The sequence below is a fragment of the Streptomyces sp. NPDC020875 genome (assembly GCF_040641415.1).
In the GTDB taxonomy this organism is placed as follows: domain Bacteria; phylum Actinomycetota; class Actinomycetes; order Streptomycetales; family Streptomycetaceae; genus Streptomyces.
Map to the genome: position 1 here is coordinate 12,631 of NZ_JBFADP010000051.1, position 22,903 is coordinate 35,533.

20 protein-coding genes are annotated in these 22,903 nt (G+C 72.0%); 11 read left to right on the forward strand and 9 right to left on the reverse strand.

Features of this window, described 5'->3' with window-relative positions:
• The first annotated feature begins 136 nt into the window (after positions 1–136).
• Both AB0G74_RS26165 and AB0G74_RS26170 read left to right on the forward strand, forming a co-directional pair.
• On the forward strand, positions 137–757 hold the full coding sequence (locus AB0G74_RS26165; protein ID WP_358824439.1) for a hypothetical protein: 621 nt from the start codon (positions 137–139) through the stop codon (positions 755–757).
• A gap of 310 nt (positions 758–1,067) precedes the next feature.
• The gene (locus AB0G74_RS26170; RefSeq protein ID WP_361150692.1) at positions 1,068–3,089 is read left to right on the forward strand and encodes a protein kinase; all 2,022 of its coding nucleotides are present in this window, start codon (positions 1,068–1,070) and stop codon (positions 3,087–3,089) included.
• A 176-nt stretch (positions 3,090–3,265) separates the two neighbouring features.
• Here AB0G74_RS26170 and AB0G74_RS26175 read toward each other — a convergent pair whose 3' ends face one another.
• A complete protein-coding gene (locus AB0G74_RS26175) occupies positions 3,266–4,318 on the reverse strand; it encodes a helix-turn-helix domain-containing protein (RefSeq protein ID WP_361150694.1) in 1,053 nt (350 codons plus the stop codon).
• A 161-nt stretch (positions 4,319–4,479) separates the two neighbouring features.
• On the opposite strand from AB0G74_RS26175, the gene AB0G74_RS26180 reads away from it, so the two are divergent.
• The 5 genes from AB0G74_RS26180 (at position 4,480) to AB0G74_RS26200 (ending at position 8,474) form a co-directional block, all read left to right on the forward strand.
• Complete coding sequence (locus AB0G74_RS26180; RefSeq protein WP_361150697.1) at positions 4,480–5,397, forward strand: NAD(P)-binding domain-containing protein; 918 nt, start codon at positions 4,480–4,482, stop codon at positions 5,395–5,397.
• A gap of 286 nt (positions 5,398–5,683) precedes the next feature.
• Positions 5,684–6,256 (forward strand): GNAT family N-acetyltransferase, encoded by a 573-nt coding sequence (locus AB0G74_RS26185; RefSeq protein WP_361150700.1) that lies wholly within the window; start codon positions 5,684–5,686, stop codon positions 6,254–6,256.
• A 110-nt stretch (positions 6,257–6,366) separates the two neighbouring features.
• The gene (locus AB0G74_RS26190; protein WP_361150703.1) at positions 6,367–7,113 is read left to right on the forward strand and encodes a Mut7-C RNAse domain-containing protein; all 747 of its coding nucleotides are present in this window, start codon (positions 6,367–6,369) and stop codon (positions 7,111–7,113) included.
• Between the two features lie 117 nt (positions 7,114–7,230).
• Positions 7,231–7,569 carry a YnfA family protein gene (locus AB0G74_RS26195; RefSeq protein WP_361150705.1) on the forward strand — a complete coding sequence of 113 codons (339 nt, stop codon included), beginning with the start codon at positions 7,231–7,233 and terminating at the stop codon, positions 7,567–7,569.
• A gap of 107 nt (positions 7,570–7,676) precedes the next feature.
• Entirely contained in the window at positions 7,677–8,474 is a 798-nt protein-coding gene (locus AB0G74_RS26200; RefSeq protein ID WP_361150708.1) for an SDR family oxidoreductase, read from the forward strand.
• Between the two features lie 105 nt (positions 8,475–8,579).
• On the opposite strand, the gene AB0G74_RS26205 is transcribed toward AB0G74_RS26200, so the two are convergent.
• A complete protein-coding gene (locus tag AB0G74_RS26205) occupies positions 8,580–8,831 on the reverse strand; it encodes a hypothetical protein (protein ID WP_361150711.1) in 252 nt (83 codons plus the stop codon).
• 101 nt (positions 8,832–8,932) lie between these two features.
• Positions 8,933–10,138 (reverse strand): RtcB family protein, encoded by a 1,206-nt coding sequence (locus AB0G74_RS26210; protein WP_361150714.1) that lies wholly within the window; start codon positions 10,136–10,138, stop codon positions 8,933–8,935.
• Positions 10,139–10,416: 278 nt separating this feature from the next.
• Here AB0G74_RS26210 and AB0G74_RS26215 point away from each other — a divergent pair, with 278 nt between their 5' ends.
• From AB0G74_RS26215 to AB0G74_RS26225, 3 genes are all read left to right on the forward strand, one after another.
• Positions 10,417–11,379, forward strand: a complete 963-nt coding sequence (locus tag AB0G74_RS26215) for a DUF3558 domain-containing protein (RefSeq protein ID WP_361150717.1) — start codon at positions 10,417–10,419, stop codon at positions 11,377–11,379.
• A 144-nt stretch (positions 11,380–11,523) separates the two neighbouring features.
• On the forward strand, positions 11,524–12,366 hold the full coding sequence (locus tag AB0G74_RS26220) for a DUF3558 domain-containing protein (protein WP_361150719.1): 843 nt from the start codon (positions 11,524–11,526) through the stop codon (positions 12,364–12,366).
• A 199-nt stretch (positions 12,367–12,565) separates the two neighbouring features.
• Positions 12,566–14,191: a DUF2637 domain-containing protein gene (locus tag AB0G74_RS26225; RefSeq protein WP_361150722.1), complete on the forward strand. Its 1,626-nt coding sequence runs from the start codon at positions 12,566–12,568 to the stop codon at positions 14,189–14,191.
• A gap of 43 nt (positions 14,192–14,234) precedes the next feature.
• On the opposite strand, the gene AB0G74_RS26230 is transcribed toward AB0G74_RS26225, so the two are convergent.
• The 4 genes from AB0G74_RS26230 to lysS all read right to left on the reverse strand — a co-directional run bounded on the left by AB0G74_RS26230 (position 14,235) and on the right by lysS (position 17,254).
• A complete protein-coding gene (locus AB0G74_RS26230; protein ID WP_361150724.1) occupies positions 14,235–14,435 on the reverse strand; it encodes a hypothetical protein in 201 nt (66 codons plus the stop codon).
• A gap of 277 nt (positions 14,436–14,712) precedes the next feature.
• Positions 14,713–14,919 carry a hypothetical protein gene (locus tag AB0G74_RS26235; protein ID WP_361150727.1) on the reverse strand — a complete coding sequence of 69 codons (207 nt, stop codon included), beginning with the start codon at positions 14,917–14,919 and terminating at the stop codon, positions 14,713–14,715.
• Positions 14,920–15,042: 123 nt separating this feature from the next.
• Positions 15,043–15,312 (reverse strand): DUF2087 domain-containing protein, encoded by a 270-nt coding sequence (locus tag AB0G74_RS26240; RefSeq protein ID WP_361150730.1) that lies wholly within the window; start codon positions 15,310–15,312, stop codon positions 15,043–15,045.
• Positions 15,313–15,514: 202 nt separating this feature from the next.
• On the reverse strand, positions 15,515–17,254 hold the full coding sequence (gene lysS / locus AB0G74_RS26245; protein WP_361150732.1) for a lysine--tRNA ligase: 1,740 nt from the start codon (positions 17,252–17,254) through the stop codon (positions 15,515–15,517).
• A 420-nt stretch (positions 17,255–17,674) separates the two neighbouring features.
• Between lysS and argS the strand changes: the two genes are divergently transcribed.
• Positions 17,675–19,450, forward strand: coding sequence for an arginine--tRNA ligase (argS, locus tag AB0G74_RS26250; RefSeq protein WP_361150734.1), 1,776 nt, complete (start codon positions 17,675–17,677; stop codon positions 19,448–19,450).
• A gap of 146 nt (positions 19,451–19,596) precedes the next feature.
• On the opposite strand, the gene AB0G74_RS26255 is transcribed toward argS, so the two are convergent.
• Positions 19,597–19,872: a DUF1876 domain-containing protein gene (locus AB0G74_RS26255; protein ID WP_358824296.1), complete on the reverse strand. Its 276-nt coding sequence runs from the start codon at positions 19,870–19,872 to the stop codon at positions 19,597–19,599.
• Between the two features lie 81 nt (positions 19,873–19,953).
• A complete protein-coding gene (locus tag AB0G74_RS26260; protein ID WP_361150737.1) occupies positions 19,954–22,827 on the reverse strand; it encodes a TIR domain-containing protein in 2,874 nt (957 codons plus the stop codon).
• Positions 22,828–22,903 lie beyond the last annotated feature (76 nt).

Consider the following 22,903-nt stretch of genomic DNA (forward strand, 5'->3'; position numbering starts at 1 on the left):
AAGACTCATGGAATCCATGGTGTCAGAGGCCCTCACCGTTCTTCGCGGACAGGTGTTTCACCGTTCGTCCGCGGGGGAGGCAACTGTCACGATGATCGGGTTGCACGGCGGGGCCGGCGAGTGGTCGGGTGGAGATATGTATCGCGGTGGCGGACTGGGCGAGGGGACCGGCGACCTGGGTCCCGAGCCCGCCGGACGGGGCAGGCACCGACGCGGTGGCGCGGGTGACGCGCGGCACCCCGACCCGGCCGCGCACGCCGATACGAACGCACGTGCGAACGCCTTCGACGCGGGCGCCATGTCAGGCAGGAGCGCCCGCGTGGGGGTCACGTACAAGTACTTCGGTGCCCCCGACGGCGCGACGGCGGCCCGTGTCCCGATCTCGATGCGCCCCGAGGAGCTGGGCGGGGACGAACTGGGCATGGGCGGCCTCTTCACCAAGATCAAGCCCGAGACGATAGCCGCGATGGTGCTCACGGGTATAGAAGGCATGCCCCTCCACAAGGTCCCCCCGCTGGAGCTGGTCGTACTCCACCCCGACTACGCCGTCGTCAAGCTGCCGATGACCGTCGTCGACCCGCTGCGGGGCGTCGGCGAGGAGTCCGTGGGCGCGGCGGCCTTCATCTGGTCCACGGTCCCGGACCGGGGCGGCCCGCGCGACGCGTTCAACGTCTATCAACTGCTGCACGAATGGCAGGACTTCAGCCACCGGCTGCACGAGGCGGGACACCAGCCGTACTGTCTGGTCTGGCCCTGACACCTCCGCCCCCCCTGTCCCACTTCTGCCGTGTTCGGCTCGTGTGACCCCTTTGTCTTCTTCGGCCGTTGTTTTCCGCTGCCTTCTGATCCGCTGACGACCCGTGGCGGGCGGCGCGTACGGCGCTCGTTCGGGTGAGTGGTGGCGCGTACCGAAACCGGTGGCGCGTACGGGTTCGACGGCGCGTACCGGACCGACGGCGCGCGGAACCGGCGCGTACGGAACCGGCGGCGTACGGCATGTAACCCGCGCCCCTGGGCCCTCACCCGGAACCCTCCGGCACGGCCGTACCGTGCAGTACCGTGCACGGGTGAACCACGACGGGGCACAGTCACTGATCGCCGACCGGTATCTGCTGGTCGCCCGCCTCGGCAGCGGCGGCATGGGAACCGTATGGCGCGCGACCGACCGCGTACTGAAACGCACGGTGGCCGTCAAGGAAGTGCCCCTCCATATGGGCGGGGAACGGCTCGACACCCGGCTGCGAAGAGTCACCCGCGAGGCGCGCGCGATCGCCCAGATCTCCCACCCCCATGTCATCGACATCTACGACCTCGTCCACCACGACGACCGGTTGTGGCTGGTGATGGAGTTGGTCGACGGGCCGTCGCTGGCCGAGCACTCGCTCGACACGGGCCCCTTGCCGCCGTCCCGGGTCGCCTCGATCGGGCTCCAGCTCGTCGCCGGGCTCGACGCCGGACACGCCGCCGGGGTGCTGCACCGGGACGTCAAACCCGCCAATGTGCTGCTCCGCGCCGACGGCGGGGTCGTCCTCTGCGACTTCGGTATCGCCGAGCTGGCCGACACCGAGCCGCTCACCGCGTCCGGCGCGCTGATGGGCACCCTGCCGTTTCTCGCGCCGGAGCGGCTGACCGGCGGCCAGGCGGGGCCGCCGAGCGATCTGTTCGCCCTCGGCTGCACGCTCTGCGCGCTCTTCACCGGCCATTCGCCGTTCGCCAGGCCCGAGGCGGCGGCCGTACTGCACGCGGTGGCGCACGAGCGGCCCCATATCCCGGAACGGGCCGGTCCGCTGGCGCCGCTGCTGGCGGCCCTGCTGGCGAAGGACCCGGCCGACCGGCCGACGGCCCACGAAACGACCGACGCGCTGCGGGCGTTGGCCGGGGCGCTTCCCACCGCCGCGTCGGAGCTGCCGGATCCGGCGGACCGGCCGGGTCCGCCGGGCAGCCCCTCGGCGCCGGGCCCGGCCGCCCGCCGGGGTCCGGTCGCGGGCGCGGTACGGGCGGTCGCGCGGGCCCGGGCCCTGGCACGGAAGCGGGCCCCGGACCGGGCGGCGGCCTCGGTGCCGGCACCGGTACCGGCGGACGGGCCTCGCCGGGAACGACCGGGACGGGAGCGGCCTCGCCAGGAGTGGTCGGGCCGGGAGCGGTTGGGCCGGGAGCGGTTGGGACGGGAGCGGTTGGGACGGGCCGCCCTCCCGCTCACGGTGATCGCCGTACTGGCCGTGCTCGGTGTCGCGGGCCCGGTCGTCGGCTTTCTGCTGGGCCGGGACGGCAACCGCGACGGCCCGTCGGAGACCGCCGCGCACCATCCCGTACCGCCGCCCCCGCCGGGCGGAGGACCGCCCCCGCCGCCGCCCCGGGACGGCGGCTCGGCCCCGGTCCAGGCGGTGATGCCGGTCCCGGCCGGTACCGGTCCGCACGATCCGACCAGCCACTGGCTGTTCTCCGGCAACCAGTACCTCCGGGTCCGGACCGACGCCTCGGGCCCGGTCGCGTGGGAGCCGCTGACCGGGGTGTCGTCGTCCCTCGCGAGCTGGGAGAACACCCTCGGGAAGCTACCGGGGTTCCGGACCGGCATCGACGCGTCGTTCCGCGTCCCCGGCTCCCGCGACCAGCACTGGGTCTTCTCGGACCGGCAGTACATCCGGATCCGGATCTCCGACGACGGGCGGTACTCGGACGAACTGGTCACGGGCCCGAGGCCGATCACCGACTGGGCGAGTGCCTTCGGGAACGAACCCGGATTCCTCGACGGTATCGACGCGGTGATGCCGACCCCGGACGAGCCCGCCGAGTTCTGGGTCTTCGCGGGCGACCGCTATCTCAGGATCGAACTGACCGGCGACGGCCCCGGCGGAAAGGTCCTCAAAGGCCCGACCCCGCTGGCCGAGTGGACCGAGACGATCGGCGCCTTCGACGCGTTCCGCTCCGGTATCGACGCCGCGTTGAGCGTTCCCGGCCGCAAGGGCGAGTACTGGGTCTTCTCGGACCGCGAGGTCCTGCGCCTGTCGCTGACCGACGGCACCTACACGGACAAGCTCCTCCAGAAGCCGTCGCCGCTGCCCGACTGGACCGGCGGCTCCGCGGACTGACCGCACACGACCGGGGCCCGTGGAACACCTGGCGGCCGTACGGCACGAGCCGGCGCGCGCCCGGTCGGGGCGTCGGCGACCGCGGGTGCCCCGACGGCCGGGCGCGGGTGAACCCGGCCGTCAGGTCCCCGGGTGGCCGTCGGGCCGACAGGGCCGACAGGGCTATCAGGGCGCCGTCAGCCGCCCGGTACCGGGGCGAACGCGGGGCGGGCCGCCCGGGGAAACGCCCGCCGGTACTCCCCCGGAGTCACCCCGACATGGCGCAGGAAGTGATGGCGGAGATTGTTCGCCGTCCCCAGTCCGCTGAGTTCGCCGACCTTCTCCACCGGCAGATCGGTGGATTCCAGCAGCACCCGGGCCCGGCCCAGCCGCTGGGCCAGCAGCCATTGCAGCGGGGTGGTGCCGGTCGCCGCCTGGAGCCGCCGGTAGAAGGTCCGCTGGCTCATCGACGCCCGGCGCGCCAGCTCGGCGACGGTCAGCGGCCGGTCCAGGTTCTCCCGGACCCAGTCGAGGACCGGCGCGAGACCCGCGTCGTCCTCCGGAGGCAGGGGGAGGTCGATGAACTGGGCCTGGCCGCCGGGGCGGTGGGCCGGGACCACCATCCGGCGGGCGAGCTGGTTGGCGATCCGGGCCCCCAGGTCACGGCGGACGAGATGGAGGCAGAGGTCCAGTCCCGCCGCGAGCCCGGCGCTGGTCAGGACGTCGCCGTCGTCCACGTAGAGCACCGAGTCGTCGACCTCCACCCGGGGGTGCAGCTCGGCCAGCCGGGCGGTGTGCATCCAGTGGCAGGTCGCCCGGCGGCCGTCCAGCAGTCCGGCGGCGGCGAGCGCGAAGGCGCCGTTGCAGAGGGAGACCACCCGCGCCCCGGCCCCGTGCGCCGAGCGCAGGGCCTCGACCAGGGCCGGGGACACGGGCTGGTCGCCGTCGACACAGGCGTCGGGGACGGAGGGGACGATGACCGTATCGGCGCCGATCAGTCCGTCGAGCCCGTAGGCCGTACGGATCTGGAAACCGGCGGCCCCCGCTCCCCCGAGAGCCGGGTCGGCTGAACCGGACTCGGCGGATTCGGCGGACTCACCGGTTCCGCAGATTCTCAGCTCGTACCAGGGATCGGCGAGATCCGGCTGCGGCTTGCCGAAGACGGTGCACGGGATGCTCAGTTCGTACAGATCCCAGGACGGTACGCCGAAGACCTCGGGGACCACGACGGCGACGGAACCAGCGCTCATGCGTTCGAGCCTAGGTCAGTTCCGGCGGCGGCTGGCAGGAATTCGGCGACGGCCGTCACCCGGGTCACTGTCGGCGGGCGCGGCGGCCCGCGAAAGTGGGACACGGCTGCTCGACTGACTGCGAAACCGCAGCTCATAGGCCATATGAAAGGGGATTCGAGATGTCCGCCAGTAGTGGGGAGAACCCGGCCGCGCGACCCGCCGTGACCGTACTCGGCCTCGGCCAGATGGGGTCGGCGATCGCCGGGGCGCTGCTCGCGGCGGGCCATCCGACGACGGTGTGGAACCGCACCCCGGAGAAGGCCGCGCCGCTCGTCGAGCGGGGCGCGGTGCTCGCCGGTTCGGTCGAGGAGGCGGTGGCCGCCGGTGAGCTGGTGATCGCGGTCGTGCTGGACCATCCGGCGCTCTTCGAGGCGCTCGGCCCGGCGTGCGGCCCGGCGCTCGGCGTGCTGAAGGGGCGCGCGCTGGTCAATCTGACGACGGCGACGCCCGAGCAGGCGAACGAGGCCGTGGCCTGGGCGGGGGAGCACGGGGTCGACTACCTGGGCGGGGCGATCATGACGACGCCGCCCGGGGTGGGGACATCGGAGGTGATGTTCCTGTACAGCGGTGACCGGGCCGTGTTCGACGCGCACGAGCCCGTACTGAAGTCGCTCGGCGACCCGCTGTACCTCGGTACGGAGCCCGGACTCGCCGCCCTCTACGACGTCAGCCTGCTCGGGCTGATGTGGGCCACCATGACCGGCTGGCTGCACGGCGCGGCGACCGTCGGCGCCGAGGGCACCCCGGCCGTGGACTTCACCGAGGTCGCGATCCGCTGGCTGGGCACGGTCAACGACTTCGTCCGGCGGTACGCGGGCCAGGTGGACGCGGGCGCCTATCCGGGCGACGACGCCACCGTCGACGTACAACTCGCGGTGGTGGACCACTGGCTGCACGCGTCGGCCGCCCGGGGCGTGGACGACCGGCTGCCGAAGCTGCTGCGGACGGTGATGGCGGAGACCGCGGCGAGCGGGCACGGGCAGGACAGCTACGGCAGCGTGATCGAGGTCCTGCGGAAGGGGAACCGGCGGGGGTGAGGCGCGGGGTGGTGGCGGGGCAGGCGGGGGCGCGGGTCGCCTCGCCCCCGCCGGGCGGGTCTCCGCTCGCCGCGCCCCGGGGCGCGACCCGTACGACGAGAAGAGTCCGGTGGCGATGCGGAACAGGGCACTGATGCTCGTGGTCATGCGCTGACCGTAAACGGCGAACGGCACGGGCGTCGGGGCCTGTGGATAACGCCGGTGGACATCCACGGGCGATATCCGCGGAGCCGTGGACGGTACGGCCACCGGACGGATGTCAGACCCTCGTTCTAGCCTGCCTGCCATGGAGACGGAACAGGGGACCGGGGAGATCAGGGACACGGAGACCGGAGCCGGGACGGGAATTCGGCTCGTGCCGTGGTCGGAGGGCGATCTCGATCTGCTCCGGGCCGCCAACGCGCCGGAGCTGATGACCGAGCTGGGCGGCCCGGAGACCGAGGAGAAGGTGCTGGACCGGCACCGCCGCTATGTGGCGGTGAGCGCCGGTCCCGCGGAGCGCAGCCGGATGTACGCGATCGTGATCGCCGGGACCGGTGAGCGGGTCGGGTCCGTCGGCTACTGGGAGCAGACTTCGGTCTCGGACGAGTTGGAGGCGTACGAGGCGGGGTGGGGGGTCCTCGCGGCGTTCCAGGGCCGGGGGATCGCGGCGGCGGCGATCCGGGAGGTGATAGCGGCGGCCCGGGAGGCGGGGCGGCACCGCTATCTGTACGCGTACCCGAAGGTGACGAACGGCGCGTCGAACGCGGTCTGCCGGAAGACGGGGTTCGAGCTGCGGTGCGAGGTCGGGATCGAGTATCCGCCGGGGAATCCGATCCGTTCGAACGAGTGGCGGATCGATCTGCGCGGCGGGGAGTAGCGGCGGGGGAACAAGGGGCGGGGGCAGGGGCCCGTGCGGGCGCCGGGCGTGGGCTCGCGCGGGGCGGAACTCAGGTGCCCCGGCCCGGCCCCTGGTGACATCCTGACGCCGTGAACGGACCCCGGATCCATCTCAGCGTCGCCCCCGAGCTGCGGCTCTTCGTCCCGTCGGCGTACCGCGACGGCCGTACGGAGCTGGTGACCGACGGCACCTCCACCCTCGGACATGTCGTCGAGTCGCTGGGCGTGCCGCTGACGGAGGCCGGACGGCTGGTGGTCGACGGCCGCCCGGTCGCCGTCTCGCACATTCCGGCGGAGGGCCAGCGGGTCGACGTCCTGGGCCATGAGCGCCCGCAGCCGGTGCCCGGCGCGCCCCTGCGGTTTCTGCTCGACGTCCATCTGGGGACGCTCGCCCGGCGGCTGCGGCTGCTGGGCGTGGACGCGGCGTACGAGAGCGAGGACATCGGGGATCCGGCACTGGCCGCGCTCTCCGCGAAGGAACGCCGGGTGCTGCTCTCCCGGGACCGGGGGCTGCTGCGGCGGCGGGAGCTGTGGGCGGGGGCGTACGTCTACAGCGACCGGCCCGACGATCAGGTCCGCGACGTCCTCGGCCGGTTCGCGCCCGAGCTGGCCCCCTGGACCCGCTGTACGGCCTGCAACGGCCCGCTGCTGGACGCCGACAAGGACTCGGTCGGTGATCGGCTGGAGCACGGGACGCGGCAGACGTACGACGTCTTCGCGCAGTGCTCCGTCTGCTCCCGGGTCTACTGGCGCGGCGCGCATCACGCCCGGCTGGTCGGGATCGTGGACGCGGCGGTCGCGGAGTTCGGCCCGGACGCCCCCGGCGCCCGGCGCTGACCGGCTCCCGGCCCCCGCTTGGACCGGCTTCTGGGCCCCGGGCCCGACCGGACCGGCCGGACCCCCCGCGTCCGGCCCCCGCGCGTCCCGTCCGGTGGCGCGTGGCACGCTGTGCCCATGCTCGTAGCCCGTTCCGTCCTGCTGTTCGCCGTCGCCGCCCTCTTCGAGATCGGCGGCGCCTGGCTGGTCTGGCAGGGGGTGCGTGAGCACCGGGGCTGGATCTGGATCGGCGCGGGGGTGGTCGCCCTCGGGTTGTACGGCTTCTTCGCCACGCTCCAGCCGGACGCCGAGTTCGGCCGGATCCTCGCCGCGTACGGCGGGATCTTCGTCGCGGGCTCCATTGTCTGGGGCATGGTCGCCGACGGCTACCGCCCGGACCGGTGGGACGTGACGGGCGCGCTGATCTGTCTCGCGGGCATGGCCGTGATCATGTACGCGCCCCGGGGCAGCGCCTGACGCCCGGCTCCCCGTCTCCCCCGGAACCCGCTCCGGCCCCGACCCCGACCCCGACCCCGACCCCGCTGACCGTACAGACCGCACCCGACCGCCCGAGGAGCCCCACCGTGCCGACCCTCGACTCCGTCTCCCCCACCGCCGACTCGCCCACCGCCGCGCCCGTCGCCGTGGTCACCGGCGCCAGCGGGGGAATCGGGGCGGCGACCGCGCGCCGGCTGGCCGCCGAGGGCTTCCACACCGTACTGACCGCGCGCCGCGCGGACCGGATCGCGGAACTGGCCGCCGAACTGACCGCCGCCGGACACCGGGCGACGGCCCACCCCCTCGACATCACCGACCGCGCGGCCGTGGACGCCTTCGCCGCCGGACTCGACCGCTGCGACGTCCTCGTCAACAACGCGGGCGGCGCGCTCGGCGCGGACCCGGTCGCCGCCGGTGACCCGGCCGACTGGCGGTGGATGTACGAGGTCAATGTGCTCGGCACCCTCCATGTCACCCAGGCGCTGCTGCCCGCCCTCACGGCGAGCGGCGACGGCACGGTCGTCGTGGTGACCTCCACCGCGGGCCACGGCACCTACGAGGGCGGCGCGGGCTACGTCGCGGCCAAGCACGCGGAGCACGTACTCGCCGAAACGCTTCGGCTGGAGATCGTCGGCACCCCGGTCCGGGTAATCGAGATCGCCCCCGGCATGGTGCGTACGGACGAGTTCGCCACCACCCGCTTCCGCGGCGACACGGAGAAGGCCGCCCGGGTCTACGCGGGCGTCGCGGCCCCGCTGACCGCCGACGACGTCGCCGACACCGTGACCTGGGCGGTCACCCGCCCCTCCCACGTCAATATCGACCTCTTGGTGGTCCGCCCCCGCGCCCAGGCGTCCAACACCAAGATCCACCGCGAACCCTGACCCCACCGGCCGCGCCCCCGGCCCCGCCCCACGCGGAAACCACCGCCCCACCCGGAACGGTCCGCCCAGCAGCCGCCGCGATCGTGGCGACCCGCACCCGACAACTCACCGCTGCCTGTCGAACGCCTCCCGGAGCTTCCGGCCCATGGCCGCGCTTTCCTCGTCGGTGACCTCGATCCCGAAGCACTCGGCCAAGTGGGCGCGCGCGGCCTCAGCAGTCCTTCGTCGCTCGGTGTCAGCCGACGCCGACGCGGCGAACTCCGACAGCAACGCAGTGACGGTCGTCCCTCGGGACTCGGCCAAGGCCACCAAGCGGTCGTAGAGCTCCGCGGAAACACGAATCACGGCTTCGGACATGCCGCGATTGTGCCGGACATCACAAGGGCGGCACCCCGCTCGCCGGCTACTGGGCCCTGGTGCACGCCCCGCCCCCCACGTGTCCCGCCCGGGAGGGGGTGTCAGCCCTTCACACAGACGACCTGCTTCAGCTTCGCCACCACCTCGACGAGGTCCGTCTGGGCCTGGATGACCTGTTCGATCGGCTTGTAGGCGCTGGGGATCTCGTCGACCACACCGCTGTCCTTACGGCACTCGACACCCCGGGTCTGCTCCTCCAGATCCTGGGTGGAGAACCGCTTCTTCGCCGCGTTGCGGCTCATCCGGCGGCCCGCGCCATGGGAGGCCGAGTTGAAGGACTTCTCATTGCCGAGACCGCGGACGATGTACGAGCCGGTGCCCATGGAGCCGGGGATGATGCCGTAGTCGCCGGAGCCCGCGCGGATCGCGCCCTTACGGGTGACCAGCAGGTCCATCCCGTCGTAACGCTCCTCCGCGACATAGTTGTGGTGGCAGGAGATGACCTCGCCGAAGGTGACCCGGGCCTTGCGGAACTGGCCCCGGAGGACCTCCTGGAGCAGGCCCATCATGATCGCGCGGTTGTACTTGGCGTACTCCTGCGCCCAGAACAGATCGTTCCGGTACGCCGACATCTCCGGGGTCTCGGCGAGGAAGACCGCCAGGTCGCGGTCGACCAGGCCCTGGTTGTGCGCCAGGTCGCGGGCGATCCCGATGTGATGGTCGGCGAGTTCCTTGCCGATGTTGCGGGAGCCGGAGTGCAGCATCAGCCAGACCGCGCCGTCCTCGTCCAGGCAGACCTCGACGAAGTGGTTGCCCGAGCCGAGCGTGCCCATCTGCTGGAGCGCCCGCTCACGGCGGAACTTCACCTCGTCGGCGACCAGGTCGAACCGGTCCCAGAAGTCGTCCCAGCCCGCCGGGGAGACGGTGTTCCCGAATCCGTACACCCGGCCGGTGTCGACCGGCTCGCCGTGCATCCCGCGGCCGACCGGGATCGCCGCCTCGATCCGGGAGCGGAGCCCGGAGAGATCGCCGGGCAGGTCGTTCGCGGTCAGCGACGACTTCACCGCGGTCATCCCGCAGCCGATGTCGACCCCGACCGCCGCCGGGCAGACCGCGTCCTTCATCGCGATCACCGAGCCCACCGTGGCACCCTTGCCGAAGTGGACGTCGGGCATCACCGCGAGCCCCTTGATCCAGGGCAGTGTGGCGACATTGCGCAGCTGCGCCATGGCGACGTCCTCGACACCCGCCGGATCCGCCCACATGCGGATGGGAACCTTCTCCCCCTGAATCTCCGTGTACGACATATGTCTCCCCCTTTTCCCCGTCCCCCGGAATATCCTCAAGAACAGTCAAACGCGAAACCGGCGCCCCCGCCCGTGCGGGACCGGGCCGGCATACGGCGGAACCCGGTGGATGACGGAAGAAGTCGGTGAAAGTCCGGCGGATCGGCACCAAGGCCGTGTGCCCGGCGGACTTCGTGTGCGATAGACATTGTGTCCACCGGCCGCCTGCGGGCGGCAACAGCTTTTCCCGGCAAACCACCGGGAACGAAGCCCGATCAGTTCGAAAGGGGTCCGGGACCGTGCGACGCAGGACGTATGCCTCCGGCATCTCCGGCAGACTCGGCCGCACGGTCGCGGCCGCCGTGGGGCTCGCCGCCCTCGCCACCGCCTGCACGGGGGGTGAGGGGACCACCACGGGCGCCGTCAGCTCCAAGGCGGGCGGCGGCTCCGTCGTACCGGCCGCGCCCGGGAAGTACCGCACCCTCCTGGAGCCGTGCGGCTCCCTCGGCGACTCCACCCTCAAGGATCTGCTGCCGGGGCTGGTCGAGCTCTCGGACGAGGCGCTGGCCAAGGCGCTCCGGGGCAAGCCCCTGGGGACGTACGACACCGACCGCCGGGTCGGCTGCTCCTGGAACGCGAAGACCCCGGACTCCTCGCGGGCCGTCAGTCTCGACTTCGAGCGGGTCGTGTCGTACGACGCGGCGGTCAGCGACGACGCCCAGGCGCAGAAGGTCTTCGAGGGGAAGCAGACGGCGGCCGGGGTACCGCTGAAGGTGCCGGGCGAGAACGGCGAAAACGCCACAAACGGCACGGGCGGCGAGACCGGCGGCACAAACGGTACGAGCGGTACGAATCAGGCGGTCGGCACACCGGCCGACACCAGCACCGGCACCGGCCCGCAGACCGCGAGCCCGCCCGCGTCCACCTCCACCTCCTCTTCCACCTCCTCCGGCCCGTCGACGGGCTCCGGGTCCGAGGAGGGGTCGGAAGGCGACGGGACCGGCAAGGAGGAGCCGCTCGGCCCCCGGGTCCTCGACGACCTCGGCGACGCCGCGTTCCTGAACGACGTGACCAGCCCGCGCGGTACCGGCGCCAACGCCCAGCGGCGCACCGTGAGCGTGGTGTTCCGCACATCCAATGTCATCGTCACGGTCGTGTACGTGGAGCAGTCCGGCGTCGCCGCCGAGCCGCCCGACGGCAAGGAACTGCAGGACAAGGCCCAGAGCGTGGCCCGTGACCTGGTGCGGAAGTTCAGCGAGTGACGCCCGGCGCGCCCCGGTCCGCCGGGGCCGCCGGTCTTCCACAGGCCGCCCACGGCACGGCTCGATCCGCGTACGGTGGCGTGGCAGGAACCCGGGCCCGGCCGGAGCCGGGGCGCGACCGTACGACCAACGACTGAAGGAACCATGCACCGATCAGCCCCGCGACTGTCCCGCATACTCGCCTGCGCGGCCCTCCCGCTGATGCTCGCCGTCGCCGGCTGCTCGTCGGACTCCGGCGGCGGTGACGACGACAAGAAGAAGGAGAAGGCCGGGAGTTCCGCGTCGGCCTCCGCCGAGGGCGGCGGGGGTTCCGAGGGCAGCGGCGCCGACCCGGGGAAGCCGGCGGAGGACACCGTCGCCCCCGCGACCTACGCCAAGCTGCCGAGCCCCTGCTCCGCGATCGGCTCGTCCTCGGTGCGCGACCTGGTGCCGGGCGCGTCGCCCAAGGGCGGCACGGCCGGAAAGTCCTCCGACGCCCAGGCCCGCGCCAACTGCCACTGGAAGGGCAGCGACGACAAGGGCCTGAAGGGCACGCAGTACCGCTGGCTGGACGTCTCCCTGCTGCGGTACGACTCCGAGGAGGCGCTGAAGGCCAGCGGCGAGCAGCGCGCCCGGGAGAACTACGGCAAGGAAGTCACCAAGGCCAAGGCCGTGGAGGGCGCGAAGAACGTGAAGTCGGCCGCGGCCACCGGTATCGGTGACGAGGCGACGTCCGTGACGTACACCCTGCGCAAGGTCGACGCCGACTTCGCCTATACGACGATCGTCTCCCGGATCGACAATGTCGTGGTGACCCTGACGTACAACGGCGCGGGCATGGCGGGCGCCGCCTCCCCCTCGGTCGAGGAGGTCACCAAGGACGCGGTGAAGGCCGCGAAGGAGGCCGTGGCCTCGATCGGCGAGGCCAATGAGAAGGGCGCCGCGACCAAGCCGTCGGGCGGCGGATCGCCGGACGCGAGCAAGAAGCCCGCAACGGCCGGGAGCTGACGCCCCGCAAGCTACCGCGCGGTCACCCCGCGCCCCGGAGCCCGTGCCTCCCCCCGAGGGGCGCGGGCTCCGCGTTCATGTGCCACGCTGTGCCCCTGACCGGACGGGAACACTTGTCCAGACCCCGATCCGGCCAAAGGTTCCGAAGGTTCCGACCGGATTCCCGGTCGGAGGTCGGGTTCGGGGAAGGAGATCGCGGGTGGCCGCGATGCAGCTGACACGCACGCACCGGATACTCGTCGGCATTGTGGTGGCGGGTGCGGTGGTCATCGCCGGCATCGGCTTCGCCGGCTCCTACGCCGCGGTGCGCGACCTGGCCGAACGCAAGGGGTTCGGCGACTTCGCCATGGTCTTCCCGATCGGTATCGACGCGGGCATCTGTGTGCTGCTCGCCCTCGATCTGCTGCTGACCTGGATGCGCATCCCGTTCCCGATGCTCCGGCAGACGGCATGGCTGCTGACGATCGCCACCATCGCCTTCAACGGTGCCGCGTCCTGGCCGGATCCGCTCGGTGTCGGGATGCATGCCGTGATCCCGGTGCTGTTCGTGGTCACGGTCGAGGCGGCCCGGCACGCGATCGGCCGGATCGCCGACATCACCGCCGACAAGCACATGGAGGGCGTGCGGCTGACCCGCTGGCTGCTCTCCCCGGTGCCGACGTTCAAGCTGTGGCGGCGGATGAAGCTCTGGGAGCTGAGATCGTACGAGCAGGTCATCAAGTTGGAGCAGGAGCGGCTGATCTACCAGGCCCGGCTCCAGGCCCGGTACGGGCGCGGCTGGCGGCGCAAGGCCCCGGTGGAGTCGTTGATGCCGCTGCGGCTGGCGAAGTACGGCGTACCGCTGGCGGAGACCGCGCCCGCCGGGCTGGCGGCGGCCGGGGTGGATCCCGTACTGCTGCCGCCCGCGCCGGTCACCCCCGGGGCGCCCGGGACACAAGTATCGGCCGTGGCTTCTGTGACGGCCGGGACACCGCAGCCCGGACTCCCGGCCCCCGCCCCGGCTTCGGCTTCGGCCGAGCCGGTCGTGACACTGGAGAAGAAGCCGGAACCGGAGGCGAAGCCGGAGCCCGTCCCCGAGGCCGTCGCCGCCGGTGAGCCGCACGAGCGCCCGGCGGACGGCCCGGACGCGACGGCCGGACCACAGGCGGCGGAGCACACCGAGACCGCCGCCGTTGCCGCCGCTTCCGACGCCGACGAGGCCGCGTACCGCGAGTACCAGGAGTACGAGCGGCAGCGTTACGAGGAGTACCAGCGGTTCCAGGAGTATCAGCGGTACGCCGCGGCCGAGGACGACCCGGAGAACAATCCGTGGTTCCGCCAGAGCGTCCGGAACGAGCGGTACGAGGGCGGCTACGACCCGGAGTACCAGGAGCCGTACCAGGAGCAGCCGTACCAGGAGCCGTACCGGAATCAGGGCCGGGACCAGTTCCAGGAGCCGGACCGGCCGCAGGGCGGCCCCGCGGGCACCGGCCCCCAGCCGGAAGCCGGGCAGCCGATCCTGATCCCGGCGGGCCCCGGCGGTCGGACCCGGATCCTCGGCGACCCCGAGGAGCGGGACGAGCCGGAGCAGCCGTACGGCCCCGGCGACGACCCGGCGGACGACACCACGTCCGCCGACGTCCAGGCGTTCTACGAGCAGGCGTACCCGGTCTTCGTGACCTACGCCCACGAGCACGGGGACTATCCGAAGGCGGACGTCCTGGCGATACACCTGGCGGACGTCCACGGCATCACGCATCCGCGGAGCGCGGCCCTGCTGCGGCAGGCGATGCCCGCGTTCCGCCAGCGCATGGAGGCCGATCTGGAGGCCGAGCACATCGCCTGATGCGGCCCGGGCGAGAGGCGTCCGACTCGCCCCGGGACGTGCCTCAGCTCCGCTTGCGCACGAGCTCCCCGGCGCCCGCCGTGACCGCTCCCAGGACCAGCAGGGCGACATAGGCCCCGACCGGCAGCTCCCAGAACACGTCGAGGAAGCCCCACGGCTCTTCACCGCGAACGAGACCGAACGTCCCGAGCGCCCCTTCTATCCCGATGATCCATCCGGCGACCGTCAGCACGTCCTTCGTCATGGCTCCACGGTCCCAAGCACCGGGCACCGGATCATCGTGCGCAAGGTGGACCGGTCCCCTAGGCATGTCCGGAAAATAGCGCCTTCCGCCCGGAGTTCGAGGCCCGCGGCGTCCGGTGCGTGCAGTCGCAAGGCGGGCGGCCTCTCCCCCCGTACCGGGCGCACGCGGACGATCCCGACAACGCCGGGGCCCACCCATGCCCGAAGGGCTACCGAGGAGAGCGCGCGGGCCCGGCGCCGCGGACCAGGCGGTACTTGGGGAATCTTCCGGACCCGGTCTAGTACTTGCGCCGCTTCCCGGCCAGCTCGCCGACGCCCGCCATGGCGGCGCCCACCACCAGCAGGACGACATAGGCGGGCAGCGACAGCTCCCGGTACTGGTGGATCAGGCCCCACGGCTGCTCGCCCCAGAGATGCCCGCCCGCCCCCAGGGCCCCTTGTATCCCGATGATCCATCCGGCGATCGCCAGTACTTCTCGCTTCATGCCTCCACGGTCCCGCGCCCCCGGCGGCGGCACATCGTGCACACGACGGAACGGCCGGTAGTCCGAAGGATGCACTCCCGGGGCCGCGGATACCCCTTGCCGGCGAGCCCGTCCGGGGCCGGGCTACGCGGCCCTGCGGTAGGCGGCGCCGTCCCGGGTCCGGGTGAGCTGTCCGCCGATGACCAGATAGCGCCGCAGCGCCGCGTGGTCGTCGTGCACCTGCCCGAGCCGCGCGTTGACCTCCTTCTCGGTGTACTCCTCGCCCGCCGCGAAGAGGGTCGTGGCGAGATGTTCCAGGAGCTGGGTGCGGCGGTCCGCCTTCCGGGGCACGGCGATCAGCCGTCCGCCCGAGAACAGCGTTTCCACACCCCGGCGGTTCCGTGTGTCGTCCATCCGGGCACTCTCCCGCCGCGCCCGGCCCGGCGGCAACGGATTTACGCCCCCGGCCCCGGCCCCTGGACCGGCAGCCCCGCACCCGGCCCCAGGCCCCAGGCCCCGCCCGCCGCATCCCGCCGCACCGCGCCCCGTCCCGCCCCGGACACGACGATGCCGGGGACCTCACGGCCCCCGGCATCCCGTTCACGTACCGCCCCGGTTACCCGGCGAGCAGCGTACGGACGCGGTCAGCGCCCACCGCGAGCAGCAGCGTCGGCAGCCGCGGCCCGGTCTCCCGGGTGACCAGCAGCCGGTACAGCAGGGCGAAGAACGTCCGCTGCGCCACCTTCAGCTCCGGCGTCGGCTTGGCCTCCGGGTCGAGACCGGCCATCACCTTCGGCACACCGTAGACCAGGGTCGTCAGACCCTCCAGGGACCAGTGCGTGTCCAGCCCCTCCACCAGCAGCGCCAGGGAGCGGCGCGCCTCGTCGTCCAGCGACGCCAGCAGCTCGGTGTCGGGCTCGGCGCGGACCACGGTCCTGGCGTCCGCCGGGACCTGGGTCGTGATCCAGTTCTCGGCGCGGTCCAGCCGGGGCCGGACCTCGTCCAGCGACCCGACCGGGTTCACCGGGTCCAGCTCGCTCAGGATCCGCCGGGTCTGCTCGTCGTGGCCGCCGGTGATGTCCACGACGGACGCGAGGGTCCGGTACGGCATCGGCCGGGGCGTGGTCGGCAGCTCGCCCTCGGCGGTCCGGACCGCCCGGCCGTAGGCGGCGGCGTCGGCGGGCAGCACCGAGCCGTCGGCGACCTTCGCGGCGAGCTTGTCCCACTCGTCGTAGAGCCGCTGGATCTCCTGGTCGAAGGCGATCTTGAACGACTGGTTGGGGCGGCGGCGCGCGTACAGCCAGCGCAGCAGCGGCGCTTCCATGATCTTCAGCGCGTCGGCGGGCGTCGGCACGCCGCCCTTCGAGGACGACATCTTGGCCATGCCGCTGATGCCGACGAAGGCGTACATCGGGCCGATCGGCCGCTCCCAGCCGAACAGCGGGCAGATGAACTCGCCGACCTGGAAGGACGACCCCGGGGAGCTGTGGTCGACCCCGGACGGCTCGAAGACCACGCCCTCGTACGCCCAGCGCATCGGCCAGTCGACCTTCCACACCAGCTTGCCGCGGTCGAACTCGGAGAGCCGGACCGTCTCGGTGTGGCCGCAGGCGGTGCAGTCGTACGTCAGCTCGGTGGTGTCGTCGTCGTAGGCGGTGACGACCGTCAGGTCCCGGTCGCAGGAACCGCAGTACGGCTTGTACGGGTAGTAGCCCGCCGAACTCGTGCCGTCGTCCTCGGACGCGGCGCCGGAGCCCTCCGCGGCCTCCAGCTCTGCCTCGTCCACCGGCTTCTGCGACTTCTGCGGGGGCTTCTTGCCCGCGCCCTTCTTGGTCCGGTACCGGCCCAGGATCTCGTCGATGTCGGCCCGGTGCCGCATGGCCAGCAGGATCTGCTCGCGGTAGGTGCCCGAGGTGTACTTCTCGGTCTGGCTGATGCCCTCGTAGACCACGCCCAGCTCGTCCAGGGACGTGATCAGCGCCGCCTTGAAGTGCTCGGCCCAGTTCGGGTGGGCGGAGCCCTTCGGGGCGGGTACCGAGGTCAGCGGGCGGCCGATGTGCTCGGCCCAGGACTCGTCCACGCCCTCGACGCCGAACGGCACCTTGCGGAACCGGTCGTAGTCGTCCCAGGAGATCAGATGCCGGACCTCGTACCCCCGGCGGCGGATCTCGTCCGCGACCAGGTGCGGGGTCATGACCTCGCGGAGGTTGCCCAGGTGGATCGGGCCCGAGGGGGAGATCCCGGACGCCACGACGACTCGTTTGCCCGGGGCACGCCGCTCCGACTCCGCGATGACCTCGTCTGCGAAACGGGAGACCCAGTCGGTCTCGGTGGTGCTCTGAGCCACGGTCGGCACGTCCTTACGTCCTTCTTCCAGGTGCTTCCAGAATCGGCTTCCACGCCGGAGTCGCATCGGCGCCGCGCCCGGCGGACGCGACGGCGTCCGCGCGGCGCTCCGCGCCGGATCCTCCTATTCTCCCAGACGGAACCCACCGCCCCGACGTTCCGTCGGCAAGGCACCCGGATCGCGCCACGCGCCCGCGCGCCGGGACCGGCGGGGCCGCCGCGCCCCGCCCCCCTCGGCGTTATCGGGGCGAAGGAGATCGGCACCGCGTGGGACACTGGGCAGCCGGGCGACTCGGGGACTTCTCGCAACGATTTCCCGGGCCGCCCGCCCGGACGGCCCCGGCACCACCGGAACATCCGGGCAGCCGGATATCCGGGCCTCCCGGACATCCGGACCTCCCCAACCTCTCCGAATCAGAAACGGAAGCCCATGACCTCGGTCCCTTCCCTCGCGTCGAATGTGCAGCAGCGCCTGGCGACGGCCCTCTCGGCAGCCCTGCCGGAGGCCGGTTCCGCCGACCCGCTGCTCCGACGCAGCGACCGGGCCGATTTCCAGGCGAACGGCATCCTCGCCCTCGCCAAGCGGCTCAAGGGCAACCCTCGGGAGCTGGCCGGCCAGGTCGTGGCCGCCCTCGACACGGAGAGCGACGGACTGCTGCACGAGGTCGAGGTCTCCGGCCCCGGCTTCCTGAACATCACGGTCTCGGACGCGGCGATCGTCGACACCCTCGCCGCCCGGGCCGCCGACGACCGGCTCGGTGTGCCGTACGCGGCGGACCCCGGCACGACCGTGATCGACTGGGCGCAGCCGAACGTGGCCAAGGAGATGCACGTCGGCCATCTGCGGTCGGCCGTGATCGGCGCCGCGATGGCCAAGATCATGGAGTTCACCGGCGAGAAGGTGATCAGCCGCCACCACATCGGCGACTGGGGCACCCAGTTCGGCATGCTCATCCAGTACCTGGAGGAGCACCCGCACGAGCTGGACCACGGCCGGGACGGCGAGACCTCCGGCGAGGAGGCCATGTCCAACCTGGACCGGCTCTACAAGGCGGCCCGGGCGGTCTTCGACTCCGACGAGGAGTTCAAGACCCGGGCCCGGGACCGGGTGGTCGCCCTCCAGGCCGGTGACCCGGCGACCCTCGCGCTCTGGCAGCGGTTCGTCGACGAGTCGAAGATCTACTTCCACTCGGTCTTCGACAAGCTGGACATGGAGATCGCGGACGAGGACATCGTCGGCGAGTCGGGCTACAACGACATGCTGGCGGAGACCTGCCGGCTGCTGGAGGAGTCCGGGGTCGCGGTCCGCTCCGAGGGCGCGCTCTGTGTCTTCTTCGACGACATCAAGGGCCCGGACGGCGAGCCGACCCCGCTGATCGTGCGGAAGTCCAACGGCGGCTACGGCTACGCGGCCACCGACCTCTCGGCGATCCGGAACCGGGTCGGCGAACTCGACGCCCGCACCCTGCTGTACGTGGTGGACGTCCGGCAGTCGATGCACTTCAAGATGGTCTTCGAGACCGCGCGCCGGGCGGGCTGGCTGAACGACGAGGTCAAGGCCGTCCAGCTGGCGTTCGGTACAGTCCTCGGCGCCGACGGCAAACCGTTCAAGACCCGTGAGGGCAAGACGGTCAAGCTGGTCGACCTGCTGGACGAGGCCGTCGACCGGGCCACCGCCGTGGTCGGCGAGAAGGCCGGGAAGGTCGGCCTGTCGCCGGAGGAGATCGCCGAGAACGGCCGGTACGTCGGCATCGGCGCGATCAAGTACGCGGACCTGTCGACCTCCGCCGTCCGGGACTACAAGTTCGACCTGGACCAGATGGTCTCCCTCAACGGCGACACCTCGGTCTACCTCCAGTACGCGTACGCCCGGATCCGCTCCATCCTCCGCAAGGCGGGCGACGCCCGGCCGGTCCCCCACCCGGAGCTGTCCCTCCACCCGGCCGAGCGGGCCCTCGCGCTCCATGTCGACCAGTTCGGCGAGGTCGTCGCGGAGGTCGCGGAGACGTACGAGCCGCACAAGCTGGCCGCGTACCTCTACCAGCTGGCGTCCCACCTGACCACGTTCTACGACAAGTGCCAGGTCCTGAGCGCCGACAACCCGCCGGAGCTGGTCGAGAACCGGCTCTTCCTGGTCGACCTCACGGGCCGTACGCTCCGCCTCGGCATGAGCCTCCTGGGCATCCGGACGCCCGAACGGCTCTGACATCTCCCGCACCGGGGGCGGCACCGCGCACAGCAGTGCCGCCCCCGCCGCGTTTCCCGCGCCCGGGCGGGCGCCGTACCGGGTCAACCCATCGGCCGGGCCCGGCAGCCGAGTCGGGTCGGGTCGGGCGGCCGGGTCAGGTCAGGTCAGGTCAGGGGATGCGAATTCCGCCCCGACGCCTCGTCGATCTCGTGGTGCGCCTTCTGAAGCAGCTGCGACGCGATATCCATCAGCGCCCGCGCACCCGCGATCTCCTCACCGACCCGTAGCTGCTCCGCGTCCGAGGGATGCCGCTGCGCGTTCCCGTGCCCCCGGATCTCGGTCCCGTCCGACAGCCGGACCATCGCGGCGGCCCTGGTCCGGTCGCCGTCCTCGCGGAACTCCATCTCGACATGCCAGCCGACAAGTGTCTGAGTGTGCATGACGGACCACCTCCACCCTTGTCCACCTTCCAGGGTGCGCCGGGCGAGGAGCCCCCGCCAGCCGGTGGCCGGCCCACCGCCTCAGGACGGGCAGGGGCGGCCCACGTCGAGCGAGCCCAGATACCGGTCGTACTCGTCCTTCGGCAACGGGTCGGGAGCCAGTTCGCAGAGGTGGCGCCGCCAGTCACCGGGTTCCACACCGTGCCGGGTGAAGGAGCCGTCCACCCCCAGGGCGAGGAAGCCGCCGTCGACGGCCGGGGCGATCTGCACGGCGGTCCGGTCCTCCCACTCCTCCACCTGCCGCGCGGCTCCCCCGCCCGGTGTGTTCGACATCAGTGGCCAGGTCCCGAGCACATCGCCGCTGCCCGTGTCCCAGAACCGCACCCCGACGTCGCCACGGGTGCTGAACGCCCGTACGGCGAGACGGGTGTCACGGCTGAAGACCAGCGGTCCGTGTCCGGACTGCGACATGACGGCACCCCGGGTGATCCGGCCCGAGCCGACGTCGACGAAGAGGATCCGACCGTCCCTTCCCGAGACCGCCACCTTCTCACCGCCGTGGCTGATCGAGGCGGCGGAGGAACCGTCGGGCACCCGCGCCGTACGGATCTTCTTCAGCCGCCCGTCGCCCGCCACCCGCCAGACGGAGAGTTCGTCCGAGACCGTCTCAAGGGCGACCACACTCCTGCGGTCCCCGCTCACCATCAGGTTGTAGTAGACGGAATCCCGGCTCACCACCTGTCTGATCTCCCCGGTCCGGGAGTCGACGACCAGCATGCCCTCGTCCCACACTCCCACCAGATGGATATCGTCCTCCAGGAAGAAAAGCTGTCCCCTGCCACGCGAGTCGACGTCGCCCGGGATCGCGCTCGAACCGACCCGCCGCCCCGTCCTGGGGTCCCAGAACGACAGTTCCCCGCCGCGGACCAACGCGGCCCGGCTTCCGTCGGTGGTGATGGCGATCGCGTCGGCGGCGGGGGAAACCTTGCCGTCTGCGCTCTTCGCCGCGGGAGGAATCCGTCCCAGCCGTTTCAGCCCGGTGTTGCCCCTGCCGACCGTCCAGAGATCGACCGGTTCACCCGGCCGGGAACGGAATGCGAATCGTCCGTCGTCCGACAGGGAACCGCGGATCAACCCGCCCTCGTTCGCCAGTGCCGTCCCGGCGCCCCGTCGGCCCGCGGCGAAGAGGGACACCGCCCCGTCATCGGACCCGGCCGCGACCCATCCCCCGTCTCCGGAGATCGCGAGGTCCTGGACCGGGAAGCTGAAGCGCCCCAGTATCCGGCCGCGGCCCAGTCCTCGGTCGTACAGGGCGATCTCCCCGTCCTGAGCCCCCACGAGAAACGCCGTCCCCGGGCCCGGCAGAGCGATCCGGTCGGGGGCCTCAGCCGTCCGGGAGCCGGTCGGCCTGCCCCGGCCGAGGTCCCAGACCTGGATCCCGCCGTCCTCCCGCCGCACCATCGCCTGCCCCGCACCGGGCTCGATCACCACCTGTTCGGTGTCCGACGGGAATCCGGTCAGCTTCCGCCCGGCCTCCCAGGAGCGAAGAGCCGGGTCGTAGACACGCACCGAACCCGCCGCGGCGTCGAGGGCGAGCAACCGTGCGCTGTCCTTCATGAAGGCGAGTCGCACACGCACCGACTCCGAGCCCGTCAGTTCCTCGTGTACCAGCCGTCCCTCGGCCACGTTCCAGACGCTGATCTGGAGTTCCTCCGTACCCGACGTCGCCTGGGCGGTGGCGAGCCAGCTGCCGTCCGTGGAGAAGGCCAGCGCCCGTAGCCCCTTCTGAGCGTTGGCGAGTTCGTCCGGAACACCCATGGTCATGGCCCGGAGCAACCGGGCACCCCGTACGTCCCATACCTCGACCCGGTGCCGGTATCCCTCCACGACGAGCCTGCTGCCGTCGGCACTCAGCTGGAACTCCCCTCCGACCATCTCGTCATGGCCCGAGGGGAGGGGTTTGAGATGCCGCCCGGCCCGGATGTCGTAGAGGTGCACCTTCCCCGAACCGAAGGCGGCGTAGTAGGCGAGCATCCCGCCGTCTCTGCTGATCGCGACCCTCGTCGGGGGCCGGGAGCGGGAGCCGATGAAGGCGGCGAACTCGTCGGAACCGGGCTTCAGATGCCGCTCTACGCTGCCGTTGCCCGCGATGGTCGCCGCCATCGCCTGAAGGGAGTCGGCGGTCGGTCTGACCTTCTCCGCGTAGAGCGCGAACTGCGCCGCCTTCCGCGGATCGGTATCCAGCGTCTCCAGCGCCCGGGCCGCCAGCGCCTGGGACGCCGAGGTCCGGGCCCGGTCCAGCGCCTCGTTCCGCTGCTGCAGGGCGAGACCGCCCGCGGCCACGGCCGTGACCAGCAGCACCACCAGAGCCGAGATCGCGGCCCGCCGCAGCCGGACCGAGAGACGGTGCTGCCGGATGTCCTCGCTGTCGAGCGCGTCCTTGCCCACTCCGTGCAGCGGCGCGGCCAGGGTGCCCACCGCGTCCCGGAACTCCGCCTGACGCAGGGAGTACTTGCTGCCTTCGCGGATCCGGGTCAGATCCACCCACAGCGGTTCGGTCGTGAACGCGCCCCGCAGCACATCGGGCAGCGCGTCCGTCCGCTCCCAGTCGAAGTCGCCGGCTTCCCGGTCCCACACCACCTTCCCCGAGCTGACGGCGATCAGAAACCGGTCCAGGGGGCGGTTGTCCAGCCAGAACCGGATCTCCTTGCGCACCCAGCGGGACTCGGCGGCCTCCGGGGAGGCCAGATAGACGAAGTACCGGGTCTGCTCCAGCTCCTTGAGGATCGACGCCCAGAGGTCGTGATTGGCGGAGAGGCTGGTCGTGTCCCGGAAGACGCTGATGACGGGTCGTCTCGCCCATGGCCGGGCGAGCTGGTGCAGCCCCCGCTGGAGCGCCCGGGCCAGTTCGATGTCCCGCTTGTGGCTGTACGAAATGAATGCGTCCCTCTTCACCCATCCCCCCGGCATGGACAGAGCTTGTGCGGCACGCGCCAACTCATAGAGTGACATGCCAGGTTCGGTCAGAGGG